Origin of the sequence: Bradyrhizobium algeriense (assembly GCF_003062295.1) — a bacterium.
GTDB classification, from domain to species: Bacteria; Pseudomonadota; Alphaproteobacteria; order Rhizobiales; family Xanthobacteraceae; genus Bradyrhizobium; species Bradyrhizobium algeriense.
Genome location: NZ_PYCN01000053.1, coordinates 1 through 21,902 on the forward strand (window position 1 = coordinate 1; position 21,902 = coordinate 21,902).

Consider the following 21,902-nt stretch of genomic DNA (forward strand, 5'->3'; position numbering starts at 1 on the left):
GACGGCTCGCCCGCCGAGCCGTCGCAGCTCTTCCCTCGGGATTATGTGGAGCGCGGCGAGCCAGAAACCCGCGGAAAACCTGCGCTCAGACGACATCGCTCCGCATAATGCTCCGCTTCGCATAATCCGCACGGCCAACGTAGATGCGGTGGCTGGGGGCGTTGTCGTTCGAGCGGTTGGCTTCTGCAACGATGCGGACGCCCCTGGCCTGCAAACTCAGTGTGACGATCTCGCCCTGGAAATCGTTACCGACCTTCTTGAAAGAACCGATGGTAGCCATGTCACTTCTCCTGTTGTGTTTCGAGCCCGCGACCACCGCGGCCTCGATGGCGATCTACAGGCGGAAGACGATCGGCGACGCACCCGCTCGGGCCGCAGCGCAGCGGAGGACGCCGGCGTGAAGACTTTCTTGCCTCGCGAGGAATGGGCGTTAGCCCAGGGGAAGAAAGTCTTAAGCGACGGCGTTGCGGCTCAGACGATCGAGGCGTAGCCGGTCTTCGGCCAGATCGAGCCATCAAAGAGGCCACGTGCGTCCGCGTGCTGAACTACAATGTCGGGAGAAGACTGGCGTATCTCGGTTGTGGCAAACAAGAGGTGGGAACGATTTAGAGTAGAGAAAGAAACGGGGTGCGGGAAATGGCGGCATTGTCAGCCGACAAACGCCTCTCGAACGGAACGCCTCAACATCGAATCCTTGTGGGCCGAGCCGAGATCGGGGCAGTCTGCTCGATGGCCTCTAGCAGGAGACGTGCACCTTGTCGCTCAAACTTGACGATTCTCTAATGCGCCGATTTACGCGAACCTGCTCGACGTCGAAGGTAGCTGAGGATTATCCGCCGCGGGTGGCGCCCGTGAAAGTCGCCTGAGGCCCACTCCCAACCGCCCCGCTCGGCACCAACGGGCGGGATTCTGCGAAGAGGGTCAACCGCATCCATGCCGTAGCGCCAACGGAAACTGCGCCGAGACAAGCGAAGATCTCCCGCCATGCTAGGGAGGGCGCTCCAAGCTGCGACATCGCGAGAACCACATGATAGCCGGCGATGGCGGCCGGGACGGAGAAAATGGCGCCGATCCCTGCACGCAAGATCGTAGACCGTGTCATTGCAAAAGCGATTTGACTCATAACCAGCGTCGATCCGCCGGCGACAATACCAACGAACAGCGCGCCGATAACGCTAGCGCCGCTATTAAGCGCCGAGATGCCGATGCCGACGGCGACGAAAAACGGCACGGCATAGACCGCAAGCGCAAAAATCAGCCAGCAGAACACGCCAAGGCAGACGGTGTTGAGAACAAGTCCAAGGGCAAGCATGGTGGTGGCTCCGTTTTCATAGATGGAACGGTCGCGCCTTCCACCACCACCGCGGCGCAGTTTTGGACATAAAGTCGAAAATTGGCGGAGTTGCGGCGTATGCAACTCCGCGAATTTCGGAAGGTAGCCAAGACGGCGCTCACGCGCCGCCGAACTTCCAGACGGCAATGCCCAGGCGCTTCGCCTTGTCGGCAAGATTGTCTTGAATTCCCGTGCCAGGGAAATGCATGACACCGATTGGCAGTAGTTCGAGCATGGCGTCGTTGCGTTTGAACGGCGCTGCTTTTGGCGTGCTTGATCCAATCCGGCTTGAAAGCGACCTGAGGTACCTTGCGGTTGACAGCCCATTTGGCGGCGATCAGTTCGGCCCCTCTTGGCGACCCGCCATGGATCAGGACCATGTCGGAATGTTTTCCGCGTACCTTGTCGAGGCGATCCCAGATCAGGTGATGATCGTTGAAGTCGAGGCCACCCGTCAGGGCGATCTTCGGACCGGGCGGCAACATGACCTCGGTCTCGGCGCGGCGTTTGGCGGCGAGGTAGTCTCTGGAGTCGATCATCGCTGCGGTAAGCGTGCGATGGTTCACCAGTGAACCCGATCGGGGGCGCCAGATCGAACCGGTGTGGATCTCAAAGCGCTCGATCGCCTGATCGCGAAACAGTTCCAGACAATTGCGGCGCTCGATCAGCGTAATGCCTTCGCCCGTCAGGCGCTCCAGTTCGACCGATCTCACTTCCGAGCCGTTCTGCTCGAGCAGGCCCTTGCGTTGCGCTTGCTCATTGTTGTCGAGTTCGCGTTCGATCCGATCCGCAGCACGGTGGAACAGATTGACGGTCGACCAGAGCAGGTCCTCGAGATCCGGTTCAAGTCGGGTGTCGCTCAGGGTCGCGACCAGGGCGTCGAAGATATCGGCGACAGCGCCGGTGATCATCTTGCCCTCCGGAAGCGGTCTCGGATCGGGCAGGTCGTCGAATGGACGGTAACCGAAGAGTTGCAGTTCGTTAAGGACGTGGACGGTCGGAGATGAGGCGTGCGTTGGTTCGATGTCGTCATGATCGGTCATGGGAGAGGTCCCTTGTCGGATCGGCCGCGCCCATCGCGGCCTTCGTGGCGATCCCTCAGCCGGCGGGCGGAACGGGCCAGAACCCGAAGCAAAGCGAAGGGCCGCAGCGACAGCGGAGGATGGCGGAGGCCGGCTATTTTGCTTCGCGATGCAAAGCGCGCGGTTCAATCGTCCAAGATGTGTTCTCGCGTCGCCGGCGCGCGGCGGAAAATAGCTGGGCGCAGCCATTGCCGGCCCGGGCCGGTTGCCGTCCGATCGCCCTCTAGAAGGCCGTGGGTGCGACCGAGTCCGACAAGGTGCTGCCCCTTTGACTGATTTGGCGGTATCGAAGCGGGGCTGGCCTTATGCGACGAAAGTAGGCGAAAGCAAAAAGCGATCGACATCCTCCGGTACGAACTGCATCCACAACGCTGCCCGGAGGGCGTCGAGGCCGAAGATATGCAGATCTTCATTGAAATCACCCAGCCGAGGCGACAACGCGATCGCTTCGATGCCGGCGGCTTTTGCGCGCTGCGTCAGAACTGCCACCACCGTGTCTCCGGCGGCATCGGCGTCGCGAGCTATGTAGAGCCTGCGCAAGCTCAACGGGAAGTCGATAGCGCCGAGGTGATTGGCGGAGAGTGCTGCGGCCATCGGCAAGGTCGACATCGCACAGCGTAGCGACAGCATGGTCTCGATCCCTTCACCGGCGGCAAGCACGTCATCGGCTACGCCGAAGCGAACCGCGTTGCCCAGCAGATCGCCCATCGCCCGTCTTGGTGTATCGATCGGAGCTTTGCCGAGGCGAACGCGATCGAAGTCCACCGGATCGAGCCAGGTGCGGTGCACGCCAGTGATCCGACCAGCGATATCCGTGACGCAAGCGATCATTGCCGGCCAGACTTCGGTCGGCATGTGTTCATCGGGTCGATAATAGCAGCGTGGGTGGAAGCGCAAGCTGCCACCATGACGGACATGCGCGATTCCGCGACGCTGCAAATATGTCTCGGCCAGAGTCCCCTGGATTGGACCAGAGATCGCAAACAGTCGTCTTGCGGCCTTTTGTGATCCAGACGGTGCTGGTGGACAAACTCGCTTTGGGGCGAGATCTGGTTTGGTGCGAGGGAGCTTCAAAAAGCGTCTTGCCTCCTCGGCAATCTCCCGAAAGTCACGCAGGCCTCGGCTTTCGCGGATGACATCGAGGAGATCGCCATGCTCCCCGGTCGCAGCATCGGTCCATTTGCCGCCGGGCCCTTTCGTCGAGTCCTGAAGACGCACAAACATCGAGCGACCCGGCGTATTGTGAACATCGCCAACCAGCCAGTACCGCCCCTCCCGCCGGCCGTTGGAGAGATAGTAACGACACACCGCTTCGGCCTCGCGCGCGAGGCGGTGAGCCAATTCGCCCGCATCGCGGGGCATTACGCGACTTCCCGTTCAGCGATGCGTTCGATAGCGTAGTGGTCGAGGACCCTCGACAGGACCTCAACGCCTCGAACATCTGATGGCACGAACATGCGCAGCTTCCAGGAGATGATCTCCGCAAAAAGGCCGTAAGCCCGCAGTCGATCACGCATCACGTCGTCGAACCCGGATAGCTCAATGCGGTGTGCACCCATGACCCGGACGCGGCGAAGCTGGAGCCCTTCGGCGAGGTCAAGAGCGGTCCGGCCCGCCAACAGCGCGGCGAAGGCGGCATCTGGCGCCAATTTCGGCGTGTCCGAGGTAAGGACGTTCGCAACCCAGGCGGCAGAAACCTTGCGGCCGATGACGCGCTCGCCGGCGTCGGTCTGCAGCCGATAGACGCGGGTCGACTCGTTCGGCAGTCGTTTCCAGATCGGCAGCAGTAACCCCGACACTACATGGATGGTGCTATCCGTGAACTCGGGCACCTCCGCAAGCTCCGCCTGCCAGGCCGCAACGAAGCGCGCACGATCCGCTTCGACCCAATGGCTTTCTGCCATCATCCTCAAGGGGACGCTGTGCTGCTCCATTGGTCTGATCAATCGGACGCGTCGCTCGATCTCGCCATCGTCAAGCATGAAACTCGGAGCGGGAATTTGAACGGCCGCACGTCCCGAACGCTCGTTGATCAGCAGGATGGCGCGCGCGTCGCAGAGCCGATCAAGGGCCTCATCCAGCCGCAACGGATGATTGCGTTCGCGCTGGCTGATGGTGAGAAGCCTGGTCTCGGCGCCGGTCGCCGGATGGGCATAAATCGTCCGCCGGTCAGTGACGATAAAGCTCTCGGCGCGGAGCGTTTCCAAGCCGACGTCGTAGATGCCTGATGCGATCGCGCCCTCGATGCGAGCGGTCAGCAACTGCTCGAAGGCGGCGAAGAGGATGTTCTGCAGCTCGATGGTGAGCGCCAGCAACCTGTTGAGGAAGGTCGTAATGGGCGGCAGCTCGTCCTTCAGCCCATTGGTATCCGTTAGCTTCAGGCCGGTCGCGTCCTCAAACCTGTCGAGCGAGCAACCGTCGATCTTGCCCCGCGCCAGCAGCATGTAGAGTTGACGCAATGCATCCCGGCCGTATTGGCTTTCGAGATTGTCTTCGGGACGGAACAGACCTTGCCCCCCGGTCTGCCGCTGACCGCGCGTGATGGCCCCTAGCGTATCGAGCCTGCGGGCAATGGTGCTGAGAAAACGCTTTTCGGCCTTCACGTCGGTCGCAATGGGCCGAAACAGCGGCGGTTGCGCCTGGTTGGTCCGGTTGGTGCGGCCGAGGCCCTGAATGGCGGCGTCCGCTTTCCAACCGGGTTCGAGCAGGTAATGGACGCGCAGTCGCCTATTCCGCGCCGACAGCTCGGCATGATAGCTGCGCCCTGTGCCGCCTGCGTCCGAGAACACCAGGATACGCTTGACGTCGTCCATGAACGCCGAGGTCTCGGCGAGGTTGGCCGAGCCCGCGCGGCTTTCGACCACCAGCCGATCACCCTTGCGGACGATCCGGCGCGAGCGACCGGTCACTTCGGCGACCATGTCCGTGCCGAAGCGCTGGACGACCTGATCCAGTGCTCCAGGGACCGGAGGCAGCGAGGCAAGTTTCTCGATCAGGCGGCCGCGGCGCGCGACGGCTTCCCGGCTCTCGACCGGTTGGCCGTCGCGATAAACAGGCCGGGAGCAGAGGTTGCCTTCCGAGTCGGTGAAGGGCTCGTAGAGCTGAACCGGGAAGGAATGAGCGAGATAGTCGAGCACATATTCGCGCGGGGTGATGTCGACCTGGACGTCGGCCCACTCTTCGGTCGGGATCTCCGCAAGGCGGCGTTCCATCAGCGCCTCGCCGGTCGAGACGATCTGGATGACAGCGGAGTGTCCAGCGTCAAGATCGCGCTCGATCGAGCGAATCAGCGACAGCGTCTTCATCGAGGTCAACAGATGGCCGAAGAAGCGCTGCTTGGCGCTTTCGAAGGCCGACCGGGCCGCAGACTTCGCTTGTCCATTCAACGTGCCGGTCTCGCCCATGATGTTGGCGGCCCGCATGGCGGCCTCGAGGTTATTGTGGATGATGCTGAATGCGCCGGCATAGGCGTCATATATCCGGACCTGTTCGGGCGTGAGTTGGTGCTCGATAAGTTCGTACTCGACACCTTCGTAAGACAGGGATCGCGCCGCATAGAGACCTAGCGCCTTGAGGTCACGCGCCAGCACCTCCATTGCCGCAACGCCACCTTCCTCGATTGCCTCGACGAATTCCGCACGGGTGGCGAATGGAAAGTCGTCGCCACCCCACAAACCGAGCCGCTGGGCGTAGCCAAGATTATGCACCGTCGTGGCGCCCGTCGCGGAGACGTAGACGACGCGGGCATTCGGCAGTGCGTGCTGGAGGCGAAGCCCCGCGCGCCCTTGCTGGGACGCTGCCTGGTCACCGCGCTCGCCTTTACCGCCAACCGCGTTCTGCATCGCGTGGCTCTCGTCAAAGATGATGACGCCGTCGAAGTCCGGGCCCAACCATTCGACGATCTGCTGCACACGTGAAAGCTTTTCTCCTCGCTCGTCGGTGCGTAGCGTAGCGTAGGTCGTAAACAGGACACCTTCCGCGAGCCGGACCGGAGTCCCCTGGCGGAATCTGGACAGCGGCGTTACCAGAAGGCGCTCCATGCCGAGCGCTGACCAGTCGCGCTGCGCATCCTCGATCAGCTTGTCTGACTTGCTGATCCAGACCGCGCGACGGCGACCCTTGAGCCAGTTGTCGAGCAGGATGCCAGCGACCTGCCGTCCCTTGCCCGCTCCTGTACCGTCGCCCAGGAACCAGCCGCGGCGAAAGCGGACGACATTCGAAGCGTCGTCTGGTGCGGCCGCTACGACGTCAAAAGTCGCATCGACCGTCCAGGAGCCCGCGAGAAATTTCGAATGCGCCTCGCCCGCATAGATGATGCTTTCAAGCTGGGCGTCCGACAGGACTCCATCTACGACCAAACTCGAAGGCAAATGCGGCCGATAGGATGGCTTCGGAGGTGCAACGGAGGCCATTGCCGCCGACTGAACGAGTTTAGTCGGATGCGCATGCGATTTGGGAATACGGATCGACTGCAATCCATATCCTTCATAAAGCGCATCGGTCAGTTGGACGCCCTCCGGCGGCGTCCAGCTGACCGTCTCGTAGGTGAGTTCTACGCCTTCTGGTGCCGGGATCGCCGATGTAGACGACGGACGCGTTGCAGAAGCCCCGACCGTTCGTGGGATCGCAGGACGTCTGATGGCATCGACCACGACCGGAGTGATGACTGGTAGCCTGGGAGGAACATGCTTGGTCACCCAGTCAAGCAATGTGGCGACATCGCTCGCCATGCCAGGTGAGACAGGGAACACGGTCGGATCGATGGCGGGCTGCTTGTCGATCACAAGCAGCCTCGTGTCGGTGCGTGTCCCGTGCTTCGCAAAGACAGCGCCACCGATCGCGGCAGAGAATACGACGCGAGCCCGTTCTTGGAGACGGACGAAGGCGTCGATCCACGCTGGATCATCATAGGCGAAGGTGGCGCCGGTGATGGCGACGAGACGCCCGCCGTCGCAAAGGCGCGCTAGCGCCGAAGTGACGTGCCGGAGGGTTGCGTCCGCCATGCGGCGATCGACGTCCGCCATTGCCGAGAATGGCGGGTTCATCAGGACCACGCTCGGAACAATATCGACATCGAGATGATCGTCGATCTGTGCGGCGTCGAATCGCGTTACATCAGCCGCGGGAAACAGATGATCGAGCAAGTCGGCGCGGGCCTCAGCCAACTCGTTTAACACGACGGTGCCGCCAGCTACCTCCGCAAAAATGGCGAGCAGGCCGGTCCCCGCCGAGGGTTCCAGGACGCGATCGGTTGGCGTAATGCCAGCCGCGGTGCATGCCGCCAGACCAAGGGGGATCGGCGTCGAGAATTGTTGCATCACCTCGCTTTCCAGGGAACGCCGGGTATGGGTAGGCAGGCAGGTCGCGATCTTCGTAAGCATCGGCAGCATGGCAGCCGGCGAACCGGCCTTGGCACGAATGGCCGAGCCGAATTTGCGAAGGAACAGGACGGTCGCCACCTCGCAGGCGTCGTAGGCGATTTTCCAGTTCCAGGCGCCGGTCGCATCAGAGGCGCCGAAGGCAGCCTCCATCGCGCCGCGCAGGACAGCGGCATCGATGCGACGGCCGCGTTCGAGATCGGTCAAAAGCTGTCGCGCGGCCCTGACGACGGCGGAGGTGAGAGATGCGGTGGCACGGACTGAAAGCGGCGCGGCGGTGCCGCTAACGAGTTAGTTCGGTCATGGCAGGATGTCTCGGGAGAGCGGGAATGGGTCGAACCATCCGGCGCTCTCTCGGACCGAGACGGTTCAAACCCTTCCCGGCCGGCCTCTCCCTCTTAGCCTTCTCGTGAAAAAGGGGACCGGCGCTGCGCGCCGGCCCCCAAAGCGTGCGCGGCAGCCGGAGCCGTCGCGCGATCAAAAAATCATTCTGCGGCGTCCAGTTGTGGCCGATCGTCGTCGCTGGCGCTGTCTCGATCATCGTCGTCGGTGAGAAATTCCGGTAGCGGCCCGGCTTCACCGTCCTGCTCCTGCGCCGCCGTAACGTCGACGAGACGGAGCGGCTCCGGCAGCCAGCCGACACCGTCGAGAAGACGTTCGGCCTCCGTCGCCATATCCGTCTTCTTCAGATGGTCGATCAGTTGCGCCGCCTGCTCGCCTTTCGCTTCCCGAACCGCTTCGAGGATGCGGGGTTTTGTAACGCGGCCGAGATAGTTGTCGACGGTTGGCCTCCACCCTGCCTGGACCATGTCGAGCCCGACGGCTCGCGCCAAAATATTGGCTTGGTCAAGCCGGGTACGAACGCCGTGGGCGGAGACACGGCCTTGATTGTAGCGGTTAGCCGGCTCGTAAAGTGCGTTCACCGCAAATGATGCGCAGTGAGCGAACAGGGAGGCCTGTCCGCAGCCATCGAGGGCGGTCAGTGCATCCCAGAGATCGTTCTCGCTCTGCGGCAACCTCGCTTTCCAGGACTCATACCGCGCCTCAACGGCCTTCGCAGACTCGCTTTCCCTCAGCCCAGGGGCTTGAACGGGAAACGTTGGTGTACGAAGCCCGATCTCAAGACAGCTCCCGGACGAAGCGAACCGGTAATAGGTCGCGAGAACGAAGTTGTGCAGCACCGCCTGGAAGGCTATCGCCGGATTTTCCGCCAGCGCATCCCGCAACGCCAGTGTGCGATGTGCCGTCAGCTCGATGAGGAGTCGATCCGGCAAAGGTTTTGTAACGTCCTCGTCGTCCTCTTCAGCCTCAGTCGGGCCACCCGCGACCGAAATGACCGCGCCGGGCACCGAGGCCGCAACCTCTTGGCCTCCCGTCGACGACGTATCGGCGCCCTGGCCGATTTCTGGATCGCCCACAGGTGCCTCGTCCTCCGGTCGGACATAACCCCGATCTATCGAGAGCCGGCCCTCGGAATCGATGCTGACGAAGACCCCGGCGCGAACGATGTCGGCGGGATCGTAGACCACGGATCGGTCTTCGAAAGCCAGCAGCGCCGCTTCGATCTCGCCGAGACGCTGGTCGACCGCGTCGGGCAACTCGTCCGCATCCTGATATTCGGCCTCTAGCCTGTCATGCTCGGCGTTGAGCGCATCAATGGTCGCCTGCTCCTCGACCGTGACATCGACGGGCTTTCCCTCCAATTCTCGCAAGCCACCGGTGTGGCCATATGGGAAATCGACGGCGACCGAGATCCACTTCCAGCCTTCTGCCGCGATTGTCTCGGCCTCGGACTTTAGCTTCTCCGTGACGAGACGATCGAGCAGAGCGACGTCCTGCAGCCAACCGCCATCGTCATTCTCGAACAAATCGCGCAAGACCGGACCTCCGGCCTGCTCGTAGGCATCGATGCCGACGTACTGCGCACGGCGATCGGACCCGGGTACCGTCTTCTCGGTGAGCATGCGGCGGATCTGGTATGGCTCGTCATAACCGGATCGGCTGACGTTCTCCCAGACCTGATCCTGGCGGGCGTGATCGGCCGTGACCGAGAATGCCATGAGTTGCTCGAGGGTCATGCCGTCTTCGGCATAGACCTCGTGCAGCTTCGGCGAGACCGACGCCAGGCGCAGGCGCTGCTTGACGATCGCAGGCTTCACGAAATGTCGCGCGGCAATATCTTCCTCGGTCATGCCGAGATCGCGGAGCGTTTGGAAGGCCCGGAATTGATCAAGCGGGTGCAGGCCTACCCGCTCATCGTTCTCCGCCACCGAATCGTCCTCGGCAATGCCCCCTTCACGAACGACGCACGGCACCGCCTGCGTCTTCGACATGCGCCTCTGTTTCACCAGAAGCTCGAGAGCCCGGTAGCGCCTGCCGCCCGCCGGCACCTCGAACATGCCGGTCTCGTTACCATCTGCATCGACGACAGCCCGGACACTCAGGCTCTGCAGCAGAGTACGCTGCGCAATGCTTTCGGCTAGCTGCTCGATCGAGACACCGGCTTTCACGCGGCGGACGTTCGACTGGCTGAGCACGAGCTTGTTGAAGGGAATGTCCCGGGAAGGCGACAGCGTGATTTTCTGTACGGCTTTCGTCATTTTTGCTCTCCACGACGGGTAGCCGTGAGACTCTCTCTCGGCTTCCAACCCGTCGCGAACAGCGTCCCCTCCTCTCACTCTCGCGCGGCCGCAGCAGGCGAAGCATCACGCCGCCTGGTGATCGGCGACAGCCGAGTCCAGCGAACCGGAGACAATGGGTTCAGGAACGAAGCCGAGCAAATAGTCCGCGGCCTTGCTCGCCTGCGAGGCGGCGCGCACGATGGCTCGATTGTCTTCGCGCAGGACTTCAAGCCAGGAGCCGATATAGTCGGCATGGCGCACGGTCGGCACGATCCCGAGCGACGCGCAGCTGAACGCGGCACTGAGTTCAGCGACCAGTTCCTCGAAGGCGTACTTTCTCGTGCCATAGGATCCGCCCTGGTCACGGTTGAGACGCGAGCGATGTCCGGTCGCATGACCCAGTTCATGCAGCGCCGTGCGGTGCCAGTTGATCGGTTCGAAATAGGCCTGCGGCGGCGGGACCTGTACATAATCCTCGGCTGTTGCATAGAATGCGCGATCTCCACCAATCCGAAATGGGATTCCGCTGGCCTTGATCAGGGCTTCGACTGTGGGTTCGATCAAGCCCGGCGGCGGTGGGGGCGCAGCGGTGGCGATCTCGTCGGGCAGTTCTTCACACTGATCGGTGTTGAAAACGGTAAATCGCTTGAGGAATGGAATTGCCTGTGCTTCTTCGCCGGTCTCGGCGGCGCGTCGTCTTTCGTCAGTGGGCACGAACCGGTCGGCATAAACGACGGTGGTACCGCGTTCACCCTTGCGGACGTGACCTCCAAGGGAGAGCGCCTGGCGGAAAGTGAGCCAACTTTGGCCGGTAAATCCGCGTTCGATCGCGGCTCCCCAAAGGATCAGGATGTTTACGCCACTGTATTGCCGGTCAGTCGAGGCGTTTTTCGGCATCGCCAGCGGCGCTTTGGCCGCGGCCGTACCCCAGGGCTGGACCCAGGGCACCCGGCCGGCCTCAAGCTCGGCAATAATCCTGTCGGTGATTTCGTCATAGAGGGTCGCCCGGTCCTGACCGGCGCGAGCAGTATGGTTTGACATCGCGGGTCTCCGCGACAGGCGCCACGAGCCTCTCTCGCAGCCTTCAACCCGTCACGGCAAACCCGGGCGGCACTCTTACTCTCAGCCTCTTGCGTGAGGGGTCTACACCCGTGTGACCGAGACGCCGCGTGGGTCGGCTTACAAGAGCTCGGTTGGCCCTGCTTGATGTGCCTAGCGCAGGCCTCGATCAGGGTGCGCCAAGGGCGCATCGCCTCAACGGAAAATGGCACCCGCAGGAGCGTGAGCATAGCGACGCCGAAGGCGGCACGCGGGACCGAGTGCAGCGACGAGACCGGTTAAGAGGGCACCCGGGAACGGGGCAGTGATAGCGACGCCGGCATACTTCATGACGGCGGGCCCCTTTCCCGAGTGCCCCCGGCGAGGAGCTCCGCAGCTCTTGCGCGAGGGATCGAAGCCGAAGGCCGAGACGCAGCTTTGCGGCTCGGTTCACGAGAGCCCGGTCCGGCACTTGCCGGACGCGCACAACCGGAAATGAAGAGCTGAGCTGGGGCTTTGGATTCTTCGCGAGCGTTTGTCTGCGCGGCATAGAAGCATCGGAAATCGCTTCTTTGAGTCTTCACCGCCCGCCCGAGCACAGTTTCCGGTGGCAAATTCGGCCATCCGTCGCCCAGCTACCTAGCGCGTAACCTGAAGCGCACCGTTCGCGGGCGGTATCACGCCAAACCCTGAGTTCCCGCCATTGCGAATCCCAGCCATGTGTTAGCAGCGGAACGAATGACGGAGAAAACGATTCGCCGTATCAGGAGCGATTTCTATGCTGATGACCCGTGAACAAAGGCCGGCGATACGGACGATGCGCGGATGGGCGATTGACGTGCTCCAGGAAGCTGGCGCCATCCGCGAGTGCGAGGAGCACGGTTGGATGCAGGACCGCGCCGATCCGCATGCTTGGGAGCGAGCGATTGATATCGCCCGTGAAGACCCGCCAGCAGGGGTCACCCCTGATGCAGCGGCGGCCGAGGTTCGCGACGTGCTGAACTCGATCGGTGATACCTGCCCAGAATGCCCTGCTGATTAGAAGGACCGGCGCCGAGCATGGCAGAAACTACCCCCGCGCGCGGCGCAGCGCGGCTTCCAATCGCTCTTTCTCCTTATCCCAGCGGGCTTTTTCGGCCTGCGAGCTCTTCTCGAGAGCCTCGACCTCCGCCTGGATGGCGGCGGCGCGCTTCGCGTGCTCCTGCTCGGCCTTGTCCAACGCAGCCTGCGCCTTGTCGACCGCCTGACGGCGTTCACGCTCCTTCTGCCTGGCGGCCTCTTCCTTCGCCCGTTCAAGCTCGCGGCTCCTCCGTTCCCGTTCGTAGTCGAAAGCGGCCTTTCGTTCCGCAACCTTGTCGACGGGGCGAGGGGAAGGCTGCTTCGCCTTTGGGCCTTTCGACTTGCGGACGGCTTTCGTTGGTCCTCCGCCGCCAAGATCGGTGGGCAGTTCGGCATGTTCGCTGAAAGGTCGGTCGGTGCCAACCGGGCGCCTGAGAACGACGCCAGGATTCGCCATGGCCGCGGCGATGACGTCCGGATCGTCACTTTCCTTCGCCGCTCCCTGGTGGAAGAGATTGCTGTCTGCGCCCCACGCTTCCAGAGCCGCTTTCATGGAGGGAGTGGCGATCGCCAGATCGAAGAAACCTAGCGAAGTCTGGTAGGTCTTGAGTTTTCTGGCCATCGGTCTGATCAGCCCTTCCCGTTCGATAGTCAACGTCGCGCACTCTGGGATTGGTCGCGGCGTCTGACGGAACATGCCATGGCTTTGAGCGTTCCCTCATTCTTGAAGGACGTCCATGCATTACGCAACGCGCTCTGAAGGATTGGCCCTTGAATGAGCCGGACGTCGACCCTGCCCAAGCGCTTACAGCCGATACTCGCTACGCTCACCGACGCGCCGTTCGACGACCCCGGCTGGGTTTTTGAGGACAAGTACGATGGCTTCCGGATGATCGCGGAAATCCGGCGGGGCAAGGTTGCGCTCTACAGCCGCAACGGCAAGATTATGAGCCGCTGTTATATCGAGGTCGCCAAAGCGCTGGAGGGCGTGAAGGGCGACGCCGTGATCGACGGCGAGCTCGTCGCGATCGGAAAGGACGGCGTCTCGCATTTCCAGCTGCTTCAAAACGCGCTGCGCCATGAAGCGAAGCTGCTGTATTGTGCCTTCGATCTCATGTTCGAGAACGCAGCGGACTTGCGCAAGCAGCCTCTTCTCGAGCGCAAGAAGCGGCTGAAGGCAATTCTGCCGCGCGACAAGCTGATCGCCTTTAGCGCTCACCGTAAAGGGAACGGCACGAAATTCTTCGCCGAGGCCGAGCGGAAGGGTCTCGAAGGGATCATGGCGAAGCGCGCCGACAGCGCGTATTCGTCCGGAAGCCGGACCCCGGATTGGCTGAAGATCAAGACGGCAAAGCGACAGGAAGTGGTGATCGCTGGTTTCACGGCGCCCAGGCGCACCAGGCCGTTTTTCGGCGCCCTGGTCCTCGCCGTGCGGGAAGGCGACGCATGGCGCTACGTCGGACATGTCGGCACTGGCTTCAGCCACAAGGTCCTGGAAGAGCTCCATGCCAAGCTCGTGAAGCTGACGACCTCTAAGTCACCTTTTCCTGCCAAAGTGAAGGACGAGGCCGCGACGACTTGGGTCAAGCCCTCGTTGGTGGCCGAGGTCAAATTCGCGGAGTGGACGAGCAAGGGCGAACTGCGCCAGCCCGTCTACCTCGGGCTCAGGTCCGACAAGCGGGCGAAGGATGTCGTGCGCGAGCGAGAACGTCCGCGCAAATAGCGCTTCCCTTCGGGCCTAACCGGCAAACGGAACGAATTAACGCTTCGCCTCCTCCGCTGTGAACTCCCTGCGCGCTGGTGCGCTCAGTCGCCTCTAAGCTCGTGGATTTCCGGTCGCACGCCCTCACGCGTGACTTCGAGCGTCGCAAGCGTGATCGGCAGCTTGAAGCGCCGGCGTCCCGCGCTGCCGGGATTCAGGTAGAGAACGCCACCGACCGTGTCGATCTTCGGCACGTGGGAATGGCCGGAGACGATGACGTCGATGCCGGCGCCGGGATAGGCCTTCAGCGTCTTCAGGTCGTGCAGAACGTAGATTGACTTTCCCGCCAAGCGCACGAGCTTCGTGTCGGGGTATTCGCGGGCCCACTCGCCACTGTCCACGTTTCCACGGATGGCGGTGACAGGGGCGATCCGGCGAAGCGCGTCGACGATCTCGGGACGCCCGATGTCGCCGGCATGGATGATGTGATCGACGCCCGTGAGGCCTCGTTCCGCCTCGGGCCTCAACAGGCCGTGCGTGTCCGAAATGATTCCAATCCTGAACATCATTTCCCGGCGCTCTCAACCGCGATCGCCAAAAGACGATCGAGAAGCTCTACCTGCCCGGACAGCATCTTCGTCCGCGCGAACTCGATATTGAACCATTCCGCGCGGTCCACTTCGGGAAATCTCTGCCGTCGACCGCTTCGGGGCGGCCATTCGATATCGAACGTATTGCTGGTCAGTGCCGCCGGGTCAAAATGGCCCTCGCCGGCGAATGCGATAACGCGCTTCCCTCCTCGCTGTCGGACCTCCCCCAGGGCCTGCAGTGGACCAATCGAAGCGCTCGGGCCGAGTTCTTCGGCAAACTCGCGCCGCGCGACGTGCTCTGGAGCATCCGCGGCATCGATTTCGCCCTTCGGAATGGACCATGCGCCATTGTCCTTCTTGCGCCAGAACGGACCGCCGGGATGAACGAGCAGGACCTCGAGCCCGCGAGCGCCCTTGCGGTGTGCGAGAATGCCCGCACTCAACATCGATCTCCTGGAAGTCTTTTTCAGCGCAGCCATATTGCTCCCTGCCGCGGACGACGAAATAACGGCCGTCTGGCGTCACTGGATGCTTAACGATTCGCTTAAGCCGACTTGCGCTGCGGCCTAGCCGCCGGCTTCTTCGCCGTCTCCTTCGCCTGCTTCTTGCCGGCGATCGGCATCAGCATTTCCTTCTGCCCGGCCACCGCCTTACGCGCCTTCTTGGCTGGCTTCTTCGGCGCCTCTGTCTCTGCCGCCGCGCCTCCTCCGATGCTCTTGCGCAGCGCGTCCATCAAATCGACGACATTCTCGCCACGCGGTCGCGCTTTCGCGGTAATCGGCTTGCCGGCACGCTTCTGGTTGATGAGATCGATAAGGGCAGTTTCGTACTGGTCTTCGAACTTGTCCGGATCGAAGTGGCCCGCTTTCTGATTGACGATGTGCCTGGCGAGATCGAGCATGTCCTTGGTGACTTTGACATCCTGGATGTCGTCGAAATACTCGTCCGAGGAACGCACTTCGTACGGATAGCGCAGCAGCGTCCCCATCAGCCCCTTGTCGAGCGGCTCCAGCGCGATGATGTGCTCGCGATTGGTCAGCACCACGCGACCGATCGCGACCTTGTTCATCTCACGGATCGTTTCGCGGACGACGGCGAAGGCGTCGTGCCCGACCTTGCCGTCCGGCACGAGGTAGTAGGGGCGAATCAGATATCTCGGATCGATCTCGCTGCGGTCGACGAACTCGTCGATCTCGATGGTTCGCGTCGATTCCAGCGCGATGTTCTCGAGCTCCTCCTTCGTCACCTCGATGAAGGTATCGGTGTCGACCTTGTAACCCTTGACGATATCCTCGTTGGCGACCTCCTCGCCGGTATCGGCGTCCACCTTGGCGTATTTGATGCGGTGGCCTGTCTTCCGGTTGAGCTGATTGAACGAGACCTTTTCGGATTCCGACGTGGCCGGATAGAGCGCTACCGGACAGGTGACGAGAGAAAGGCGCAGGAAGCCTTTCCAGTTAGCGCGGGGGGCCATGGTGGGGAACTCCAATCCTGATGCCGGATTCAAGACGATCCACTCAGCTTGGTTCCGACATCGCGGCCTTCCCAACAGGGTGATTTTTTCTCCGCCGCTGGCCTAAGCGGACTCGACTTTTGTTCTCTTTATGTTCTAATTCGGAATGACAGACCGACCCGCGAGCTGGCGCATGCCGACCCCGAACGACGTCGATCTGGCAGCCCTCAAGCACCCGCCGACCACCTTCGTGCACGATCTTGCAAGCCGTCTGCGCTGCCGCAAGTGCGCCAAGGCGGGGCGGCGTCCGTCGGCGACCTTGCTCCAACTTGGTTGGCAGCCGCGTCACCCCCGAGGGGAGGACTAGGTTGCGATCACAGCAGGAATCATCGACCGTCGTTTACTCCGGCCATGAATGGACCCCCAAGGTGCAGACGGCAACCGCCTACCTCGAAACCCTCAATCCCGAGCAGCGGCGGGCCGTGGAGCACGGCGCTGAGGGAGGATTGGCGGCACCGCCCCTGCTCGTCATCGCCGGCGCAGGCTCCGGAAAGACCAACACCCTCGCCCATCGGGTCGCCCATCTGATCGTCCAGGGCGCCGATCCGCGCCGGATCCTATTGATGACGTTTTCACGTCGCGCCGCGTCCGAGATGACCAAGCGGGTCGAACGGATCGCACGGAAGGTGATGGGCAACAACGCCGGCGTCATGACCGACGCGCTGACCTGGGCCGGCACCTACCACGGCATCGGTGCCCGCCTGTTGCGCGAGTACGCCGAACAGATCGGTCTGGACCCGGCCTTTACGATTCACGACCGCGAAGACTCCGCCGACCTCATGAACCTGGTCAGGCATGAGAAAGGCTTCTCGAAGACTGAAAGCCGCTTCCCGACCAAAGGCACCTGCCTTTCCATCTATTCGCGCTGCGTCAACGCCGAAATGCCGATCGAGCAGGTCATCGGCACATCGTATCCGTGGTGCTCCGGGTGGTCGACGGAACTGAAGGAACTGTTCGCGGCCTATGTCGAGGCCAAGCAAAAACAGAACGTGCTCGACTACGACGACCTCCTGCTCTACTGGGCGCAGATGGTCGGCCACGCCGGTCTCGCCGACGACATCGGCAGCCGCTTCGATCACGTCCTGGTCGACGAGTATCAGGACACGAACCGCCTGCAGTCCTCGATCCTGCTGGCGCTGAAGCCCGGAGGACGAGGCCTGACAGTCGTCGGCGATGACGCCCAATCGATCTACTCGTTCCGCGCCGCGACCGTGCGCAATATTCTGGACTTTCCGACCAGTTCTCGCCGCCTGCGAGCATTATCACGCTCGACCGCAATTATCGCTCGACGCAGACGATCCTCGCCGCCGCCAACGGCGTCATCGGTCTTGCGAAGGAACGCTTCACCAAAAACCTGTGGACCGAGCGCACCTCCGGGGCGAAGCCGCAACTCGTCTCGGTTCGCGACGAAGCCGACCAGGCTCGCTTCATCGTCGAACGCATTCTGGAGAATCGCGAGTCCGGTACGCTCCTCAAGGAGCAGGCCGTGCTGTTCCGGACATCCAGCCACAGCGGCCCGCTTGAAATCGAACTGACGCGCCGGAACATCCCGTTCGTGAAGTTTGGCGGACTGAAGTTTCTCGACGCCGCCCACATCAAGGACATGCTGGCGTTGCTGCGGTTCGTCGAAAATCCGCGCGATCGTGTCGCCGGATTCCGTCTGCTGCATCTGTTGCCCGGCATTGGCTCCGCCACCGCGCAGCGCGTGCTCGACCGCATGGCGGAGGCCGCCGACCCTATCGCTGCGCTCGCGTGCATCCCAACGCCACCGCGCGCCGGTGACGACTGGAAGGGCTTCGTCGAGACCTTGGGCAATCTCCGATATTCGGAATGGCCTGTCGATCTGGAGCGTGCGCGCCTTTGGTACGAACCGCATCTCGACCGCATCCATGAAGACGCCGATACACGGCGGGCTGACTTGCTCCAGCTCGAGCAGATCGCTTCCGGGTATTCTTCGCGCGAGCGCTTCCTGACCGAGCTCACGCTGGATCCGCCCGACGCGACCAGCGACCAGGCCGGCGTGCCGCTGCTCGACGAGGATTACCTGATCCTGTCGACGATCCACTCCGCCAAGGGCCAGGAGTGGAAGTCGGTCTATCTGCTCAACGTCGTGGATGGCTGCATGCCTTCTGACCTTGGTGCCGGCACCTCGGCCGAGATCGAGGAGGAACGTCGCCTGCTCTACGTCGCCATGACCCGCGCCAAGGATGACCTCCATCTGGTCGTACCGCAGCGGTTCTTCGTCCACGGCCAGCACGCGCAGGGCGATCGTCATCTCTATGCCTCCAGGACCCGCTTCATTCCCGAAAAGCTGTTGGGTCTGTTCGAGCGGACGGCCTGGCCTCTTGTGCCCGCCGGTGCCGGGGCGCGCACCGCCGGCCAAGGACCCAAAGTCGATATAGGCGCCCGCATGCGGGGAATGTGGCGGTAGCCGGGAGATACCGAAATGAGATTACTCATCGCCATGGTCGCCGCATTTGTTTGTTCGCCAGCGATAGCGGCGGACTACCTGGGAAAGGTTCTGGCCGTGTCGGACGGAGACACCTTCACCATGGAAGCCGATGGCGCCAAAGTACGCGTGAGGATCTGCGGAATCGACGCCCCCGAACGCGGGCAAGCTGGTTACGGACAGGCCGCCGGCGTGCTGTCGAGCATGATCGAGGGCAAGACGGTCCATTGTCTGCAAGTGGGTGAAGGCACCGTCTGCGACGGGCGGTCTCGACCTACCAGTCGGGACCGCATCGTGGCACAGTGCTTCCTCGACAAGTTTGATATCGCGGAACAGATGACCAGGTCCGGCACCGCGTGCGACTGGCCCAAATTCTCCGGCGGCAGGTACAAGATCAGCGACACCACCTGCTCGCGCAAATAGGATTCGACGCCGTTCAAGGGCCGTTCGCGCGGCCGTCAAAACAGACGAGACCCCCGTGTGTAATCTCTATTCGATCACCACCAACCAGGCCGCCATCATCGCGCTGTTTCGGGTGATCAACCGGTATGTCGGCAATCTGGCGCCGATGCCCGGCGTATTTCCCGACTACAAGGCACCGATCGTGCGCAACGGAGCCGGGGGCCGCGAACTCGCCACGGCGCGGTGGGGAATGCCATCATCATCAAAGGCGTTGATGGACGCCACCAAAAAACGAGCCGAAAAGCTGCAGGCCAAGGGCAAGCCGGTCGACTTCAATGAATTGCTTAGAATGGAGCCGGACGGCGGCACGACCAACATCCGCAATGTAAAGAGCAAACACTGGACCCGCTGGCTCGGCGTTGAGAACCGTTGCGTGGTGCCGTTCAACTCCTTCAGCGAATTCAACAAGGTCGAAGGCGGCGACATCTGGTTCGCACTCGACGAGACGCGCCCCCTTGCCTGCTTCGCCGGCATCTGGACCAACTGGACCTCCGTCCGGAAGGTCAAGGAAGGCGAGACTGACAACGACCTCTTCGCTTTTCTTACGACTGAGGCTAACGCCGAGGTCGGCACCATCCACCCCAAGGCGATGCCTGTGATTCTGACGACGTCGGAAGACGTCGAGACCTGGATGACGGCTCCTCCGGACGAGGTCTTGAAGCTGCAGCGGCCGCTTTCGGACGGCTCGCTCAAAATCGTCGCCCGCGGCGTCAAGGAAGATCTGGCCGGGCAGCCAACGTGACCGTCGAGGACGATGACGACCAGACAGTTCCCCCGGGCCGCCAGCGCAAGATTATCCACGTCGACATGGACGCCTTCTACGCGTCCGTCGAGCAACGGGACAATCCGGATCTCCGCGGCAAGCCGGTCGCCGTCGGCGGGTCCCAGGAGCGGGGTGTCGTGGCGGCCGCGAGTTACGAAGCCCGCAAGTTCGGCGTTCGGTCGGCTATGCCCTCGGTAACCGCCAAGCGGCAGTGTCCGGATCTGATCTTCGTGAAGCCGCGCTTCGCGGTCTACAAGGCGGTCTCCCAGCAGATCCGTGAGATCTTCGCAGAGCACACACCAATCATCGAGCCGCTGTCGCTGGACGAGGCCTACCTCGACGTGACCGAAAATCTGCAGAGCATTCCGTTGGCCCGGGACGTCGCATTCGCGATCCGTGCGAAGATCAAGGAAGTAACCAACCTCAACGCTTCGGCCGGCATCTCCTACAACAAGTTTCTGGCGAAGCTCGCCTCCGATCACCGCAAGCCGAACGGACAGTACGTCATCACACCCGAGATGGGCCCGGCGTTCGTCGAAGCCTTGCCGGTCGGCAAATTCCACGGCATCGGGCCGGCCACCGGCGCCAAGATGAATTCTCTCGGTTTGTACACCGGCCTCGACATGCGCAACCAGTCGCTCGAATTCATGCAGGCAAACTTCGGGAAGGCCGGAAGCTACTACTACTGGATCTCGCGGGGCGTCGACAACCGTGAGGTCCGCGCCGACCGGATCCGAAAATCCGTCGGCGCCGAAAACACGTTCTCTATCGACCTCACCGACTTCGACGCCATGGTCGTCGAACTCGAGCCGCTCATCGACAAGGTCTGGCGATACTGCGAAGGCGCCGGCAACCGGGGACACACGGTGACGCTTAAAATGAAGTTCAACGACTTCGAGATCATCACGCGCAGCAGATCCGTCCCCGTCGCGATTTCGAGCCGCAGCGATCTCGAACGCCTATCGATCGCTTTACTGCACAACGAGATGCCGGTCCCCAAGCCGGTCCGGCTTCTGGGAGTCTCGCTATCAGCGCTGCAGCATGTCGACGACGCAGAACTACAGTTGGCGCTGCCGATGTAATCGCGTGACGTCGCTTCCTTTTCGGGTCGATCGTTGAGTTCAATCTGTCCCGACAGGATCTTTGGGAGAAGACGATCACGCTCTTCCTGTCGCGTTGCGCACGAATGAAGGTGTCCTCCAAGGCGACGTGACGGCGATCGGCCCGCCAGCGAGGCCCGCCCCCACGCGACTAAAAGCCCTGACGCTGCATCATGAACTAGGGAGGCTGATTGCCTTTCTGATCCGACGCGCTTCCTCCGAGGTGAGTTTGCTGGCGCTGACGCTGTAACGTCGCTTGTCATCGCGGCAAAGAGCCAGGCCATCGTAACGAAGCTGGCGTCCCTGGACGGTGTAGCCACTCGGAATTCTCCTGCATCAGGGTTCAGGGAGGCTTGAAACGACGAGTTGACTCCACGAGAACAAAATCGGAACATTGGCGCCAGCCGGTCAACCTGAGCAGCGTTACGTCCTCTGGTTCAGAACCGAACGCACAGGACACGAGCGGATTGGAGGCGGCTGTCGATCAGGCCATCGCGGCGTGCGACGGCGACATGCGATCGGCGATCCGCACGCTGATCGTCGCGAATGACTATTTGGAATCTGAGGTGAGCAAACTGATGGAGGCCGTCTGTCACGCCTATGTGCGGGGGAGATTTCAGACCTATTCCGGCTAGGAGCCTGTCCCTATAATGGACTTAGGATTAAGCGAGGCGGGTTCTGAAGCTTTTTGGGGAGACAGGTTCTCCTCAGCGTGCGGCGGCGAGTTTTGCGAGGTTGTGGGCGATGCAGATCATGGCCCATTCGGCTTTGACCTTGTCGATGCTGCGCAGGAGGAACTGGCGGAAGCCTCT

General features: G+C 62.2%; 16 protein-coding genes and 3 pseudogenes. 7 read left to right on the plus strand and 12 right to left on the minus strand.

Going from position 1 to position 21,902, the window contains the following annotated elements:
* Positions 1-109: 109 nt before the first annotated feature.
* The 7 genes and pseudogenes from C7G61_RS39520 to C7G61_RS39550 all read right to left on the minus strand — a co-directional run.
* A pseudogene (locus C7G61_RS39520) lies at positions 110-280 on the minus strand (DUF736 family protein); the annotation flags it as partial.
* A 549-nt stretch (positions 281-829) separates the two neighbouring features.
* Positions 830-1,312 (minus strand): hypothetical protein, encoded by a 483-nt coding sequence (locus tag C7G61_RS39525; protein WP_108523010.1) that lies wholly within the window; start codon positions 1,310-1,312, stop codon positions 830-832.
* A gap of 139 nt (positions 1,313-1,451) precedes the next feature.
* Positions 1,452-2,376 (minus strand): annotated as a pseudogene (locus C7G61_RS39530) (DUF2493 domain-containing protein).
* 342 nt (positions 2,377-2,718) lie between these two features.
* On the minus strand, positions 2,719-3,777 hold the full coding sequence (locus tag C7G61_RS39535; RefSeq protein ID WP_108523011.1) for a DUF7146 domain-containing protein: 1,059 nt from the start codon (positions 3,775-3,777) through the stop codon (positions 2,719-2,721).
* A complete protein-coding gene (locus tag C7G61_RS39540) occupies positions 3,777-8,000 on the minus strand; it encodes a strawberry notch family protein (protein ID WP_108523012.1) in 4,224 nt (1,407 codons plus the stop codon). The genes C7G61_RS39535 and C7G61_RS39540 overlap by 1 nt, the downstream gene beginning before the upstream one ends.
* A 278-nt stretch (positions 8,001-8,278) precedes the next feature.
* Positions 8,279-10,393: a ParB/RepB/Spo0J family partition protein gene (locus C7G61_RS39545; protein ID WP_108523013.1), complete on the minus strand. Its 2,115-nt coding sequence runs from the start codon at positions 10,391-10,393 to the stop codon at positions 8,279-8,281.
* A 105-nt stretch (positions 10,394-10,498) separates the two neighbouring features.
* Positions 10,499-11,455, minus strand: coding sequence for an ArdC family protein (locus C7G61_RS39550; protein WP_108523014.1), 957 nt, complete (start codon positions 11,453-11,455; stop codon positions 10,499-10,501).
* 775 nt (positions 11,456-12,230) lie between these two features.
* On the opposite strand from C7G61_RS39550, the gene C7G61_RS39560 reads away from it, so the two are divergent.
* Entirely contained in the window at positions 12,231-12,494 is a 264-nt protein-coding gene (locus tag C7G61_RS39560; RefSeq protein WP_108523015.1) for a hypothetical protein, read from the plus strand.
* A 27-nt stretch (positions 12,495-12,521) separates the two neighbouring features.
* Here the strand turns inward: C7G61_RS39560 and C7G61_RS39565 are convergent, their stop codons facing one another.
* A complete protein-coding gene (locus tag C7G61_RS39565) occupies positions 12,522-13,133 on the minus strand; it encodes a cell envelope biogenesis protein TolA (RefSeq protein WP_108523016.1) in 612 nt (203 codons plus the stop codon).
* A 153-nt stretch (positions 13,134-13,286) separates the two neighbouring features.
* Between C7G61_RS39565 and ligD the strand changes: the two genes are divergently transcribed.
* Positions 13,287-14,234 (plus strand): non-homologous end-joining DNA ligase, encoded by a 948-nt coding sequence (gene ligD, locus C7G61_RS39570; RefSeq protein ID WP_108523017.1) that lies wholly within the window; start codon positions 13,287-13,289, stop codon positions 14,232-14,234.
* 83 nt (positions 14,235-14,317) lie between these two features.
* On the opposite strand, the gene C7G61_RS39575 is transcribed toward ligD, so the two are convergent.
* From C7G61_RS39575 to ku, 3 genes are all read right to left on the minus strand, one after another.
* Positions 14,318-14,782: a metallophosphoesterase family protein gene (locus tag C7G61_RS39575; RefSeq protein ID WP_108523018.1), complete on the minus strand. Its 465-nt coding sequence runs from the start codon at positions 14,780-14,782 to the stop codon at positions 14,318-14,320.
* Entirely contained in the window at positions 14,779-15,282 is a 504-nt protein-coding gene (locus C7G61_RS39580; protein WP_108523019.1) for an NUDIX hydrolase, read from the minus strand. The genes C7G61_RS39575 and C7G61_RS39580 overlap by 4 nt, the downstream gene beginning before the upstream one ends.
* A 65-nt stretch (positions 15,283-15,347) precedes the next feature.
* Positions 15,348-16,277, minus strand: a complete 930-nt coding sequence (gene ku, locus C7G61_RS39585) for a non-homologous end joining protein Ku (RefSeq protein ID WP_108523020.1) — start codon at positions 16,275-16,277, stop codon at positions 15,348-15,350.
* Between the two features lie 407 nt (positions 16,278-16,684).
* On the opposite strand from ku, the pseudogene C7G61_RS39590 reads away from it, so the two are divergent.
* From C7G61_RS39590 to C7G61_RS39610, 5 genes and pseudogenes are all read left to right on the plus strand, one after another.
* Positions 16,685-18,747, plus strand: a pseudogene (locus C7G61_RS39590) (ATP-dependent helicase).
* A gap of 15 nt (positions 18,748-18,762) precedes the next feature.
* Positions 18,763-19,188, plus strand: a complete 426-nt coding sequence (locus tag C7G61_RS39595; protein ID WP_108523021.1) for a thermonuclease family protein — start codon at positions 18,763-18,765, stop codon at positions 19,186-19,188.
* A 55-nt stretch (positions 19,189-19,243) separates the two neighbouring features.
* Complete coding sequence (locus tag C7G61_RS39600; protein ID WP_108523022.1) at positions 19,244-19,969, plus strand: SOS response-associated peptidase; 726 nt, start codon at positions 19,244-19,246, stop codon at positions 19,967-19,969.
* On the plus strand, positions 19,966-21,072 hold the full coding sequence (gene dinB, locus C7G61_RS39605) for a DNA polymerase IV (protein WP_108523023.1): 1,107 nt from the start codon (positions 19,966-19,968) through the stop codon (positions 21,070-21,072). Before C7G61_RS39600 ends, dinB begins: the two co-directional genes overlap by 4 nt.
* Before the next feature lie 485 nt (positions 21,073-21,557).
* Positions 21,558-21,725, plus strand: coding sequence for a hypothetical protein (locus C7G61_RS39610; RefSeq protein WP_338026175.1), 168 nt, complete (start codon positions 21,558-21,560; stop codon positions 21,723-21,725).
* A gap of 72 nt (positions 21,726-21,797) precedes the next feature.
* On the opposite strand, the gene C7G61_RS39615 is transcribed toward C7G61_RS39610, so the two are convergent.
* Positions 21,798-21,902: transposase (locus C7G61_RS39615; protein ID WP_145963526.1), on the minus strand; the 105-nt coding region annotated here is incomplete at its 5' end.